At 70.1% G+C, this 1,631-nt stretch carries 2 protein-coding genes; one reads left to right on the top strand and one right to left on the bottom strand.

Annotation, left to right across the window (positions count from 1 at the left end):
• Positions 1–68: 68 nt before the first annotated feature.
• Positions 69–722 carry a DUF5701 family protein gene (locus tag ABZY91_RS42005; RefSeq protein ID WP_355409517.1) on the bottom strand — a complete coding sequence of 218 codons (654 nt, stop codon included), beginning with the start codon at positions 720–722 and terminating at the stop codon, positions 69–71.
• 757 nt (positions 723–1,479) lie between these two features.
• Between ABZY91_RS42005 and ABZY91_RS42000 the strand changes: the two genes are divergently transcribed.
• The coding region (locus tag ABZY91_RS42000) for a PIN domain-containing protein (RefSeq protein ID WP_355409519.1) at positions 1,480–1,631 on the top strand (152 nt) is incomplete at its 3' end.

Genomic DNA, 1,631 nt, shown 5'->3' with positions numbered 1-1,631 from the left:
GCCCGGCACGCCCGCACGTGCCGGGCCTGCGCCGCCGGGGTGGCACGTCAGCCGCACCGTCTGCCGGACTACAGCCCCCGGCCGGTGGCGGAGGCGAAGCCGAGCCAGGTGTGGCGGTTGCCCCACCAGCACCAGCCGACCTTCGGCGCGTTGCGCCGCTCCCGGCCGTCCCGCCCGGTGCCGTTGCTGATCCAGATCGCCGGGGTGCGGGCGTCCAGGGCACCGTTCGGCTTGCGCAGGCGGGAGCCGATGGTCATGAAGCAGCGGTTGCGTTCGAGGATCGCCGGCTGCTGGAGCACCCAGTGGATGCCCTCGGTGAGCAGGAAGGGCGTGCGGCCCTGCTCGGTGAGGGCGGGCAGCGCCTCCTCCGGACTCCAGTTGGCCATGTCGTCGCCACGGGAGGGGTCGGTGACGAGGTAGAGCGGGGTGTCGGGCAGTTCCACCGCCCGGGGAGCGAAGTCGTCGACGTCGGGCATGTCGACGACGACGAAACCGGGCTTGCCCTCGCGTCGCAGCAAGGGTGCGAGGGCCGAGGCCGGGGCGCGGTCCGGGTGGACGGCGAGCAGGGCGCCGCCGTCCGCGCCGGAGGCGTTCGCCGCGAAGGCGCGGACCTCGTCGGCGGACAGTCCCGCGAGCTCGTGCACCCCGAGCTCGACCAGACGGTCCGCCTGAGCGACGAGGGACGGGAGAACGGTCGCGACGGTGGACGACGTTTCAGGCAAGAGCACTCCAGGGATCGCGGTCAAGGGCATGACCGAACGTCAAACCGAGCGCCCCACCGAAATGTTCCCGGCACGCAGCTTTTCCGGAACGAGAGTGAAGAACACCCACCCCGGCGCGCCGGTCACCCCCTTCGCCCGGCGGACCGGGCCCGACCCGCCGGGAAGACCTCGACACCACCCCGCCCACGCACACTGCGCTCGACACCGCAGGAGAACAGCCTTACCGCGAGCGAACCGGACCACACTGTGATCCACCTCACATTCCGGCGGCGCGCCTCACTGGTTATCGTGCTCTCAACGAAGCGCCCGTCGATTACCGGTGACCCTCATCCCGGATTTCTTCCGGACAGACCGATCTTCTACGAACACCCGCCTCAATCGCCACCCACGGTGGACCGTCGGACTTTCTTCCGGTATTCGTCAGACGCCGTTTCGCCACTGGCCAGGTGCCTTCGGAATCCTCGGAATCCCACTCCTCACACCCGCGGAGGGAGATCGCCCGGAAAAGAACGTCGTACCGGTCGGCATTTTCCGCCGGCCCCGTCCACCGAGGTTTCCCGCATGCTCCTGCGACCACGGGCGGCGCCCGGACGTCGATCGCGGGACACCTCGTCGATTCGGCGTCCACCGCGACCCCGTGAAGGATCACCCGCCGTGCCGGACCGCGAGCCGTCCGACCCGTCGATCGGGCCGTGACTCCCGCTCCGAGCGCACGACACCGGCACCGGCATCGGCACCGTTGGCAAGGAGACGTCTCATGAGCAGCGAAGACCGCGGCATCCGGTTCCCGCAACCGGCCCGCTCCCGCAAGTGCGACCGGCGCACGTACGTTCTCGACACCAGCGTGCTCCTGGCGGACCCTCTCGCCATGACCCGCTTCGAGGAGCACGAGGTCGTTCTCCCGGTGGT

The sequence above is a fragment of the Kitasatospora sp. NPDC002965 genome (assembly GCF_040611255.1).
GTDB lineage: Bacteria > Actinomycetota > Actinomycetes > Streptomycetales > Streptomycetaceae > Kitasatospora.
This window is presented reverse-complemented; position numbering and strand designations above follow the sequence as displayed.